1 protein-coding gene is annotated in these 618 nt (G+C 68.0%); it reads right to left on the bottom strand.

The window, feature by feature from the left end:
• Window positions 1-406 (bottom strand): MFS transporter (locus ABD323_RS43710; RefSeq protein WP_344447573.1); only part of this gene is annotated, 406 nt, incomplete at its 3' end.
• Window positions 407-618 lie beyond the last annotated feature (212 nt).

Raw genomic sequence — 618 nt, 5'->3', positions numbered from 1 at the left:
CCCCGATGCCCTGCACCGCGGGGCCGATGATCAGCAGCATCATCCCGTTCGCCGCGCCCGAGACGATCGAGCCGACGACGAAGACCACCGCGCTCACCTGGAAGACGATCTTCCGGCCGAACAGGTCGCCCAGCCGTCCGCCCAGCATCAGGAAGCCGCCGAACGCCAGGGCGTACGAACTCACCACCCACTGCAGGGCGCTGGAGCTGAAGCCGAGGCTGGACTGGATGTCCGGGAGGGCCACGTTGGTGATCGAGAAGTCCAGGACGATCATGAACTCCGCGACGCAGAGGAGCAGCAGCACCAGACCGGGGCGCTTGAGCTCGGTGCCCGGGCCGGTGGCTGTCTGGTCCCGTTCCGGGGCGGGGGAGGAGTGGGTGGTGGGCAGATCTGCTGTCTGTGACATACCTGATTCCTTGGTCGCTGCTCGCCGCGAGGCCGAAGTCGGTGTCGCGGCACGACGGATGGGTCTAGGAGGCGTCCTTGTAGCCCTGGCTGACCTCGACGACGATGCCGTCCGGGTCGGTGAGCCAGACGCTGCGCCAGCCTTCGATGTACTCGGAGAAGTCCAGCGGGCCGAGGGTGATCCGGGCCTGGTCGCCGAGGCGCTCCAGGAGG

It is taken from the genome of Kitasatospora nipponensis (assembly GCF_039528135.1).
GTDB lineage: Bacteria > Actinomycetota > Actinomycetes > Streptomycetales > Streptomycetaceae > Kitasatospora > Kitasatospora nipponensis.
The sequence above is the reverse complement of the archived record's forward strand: the minus strand, read 5'-3'. Positions and strand labels throughout refer to the sequence as shown.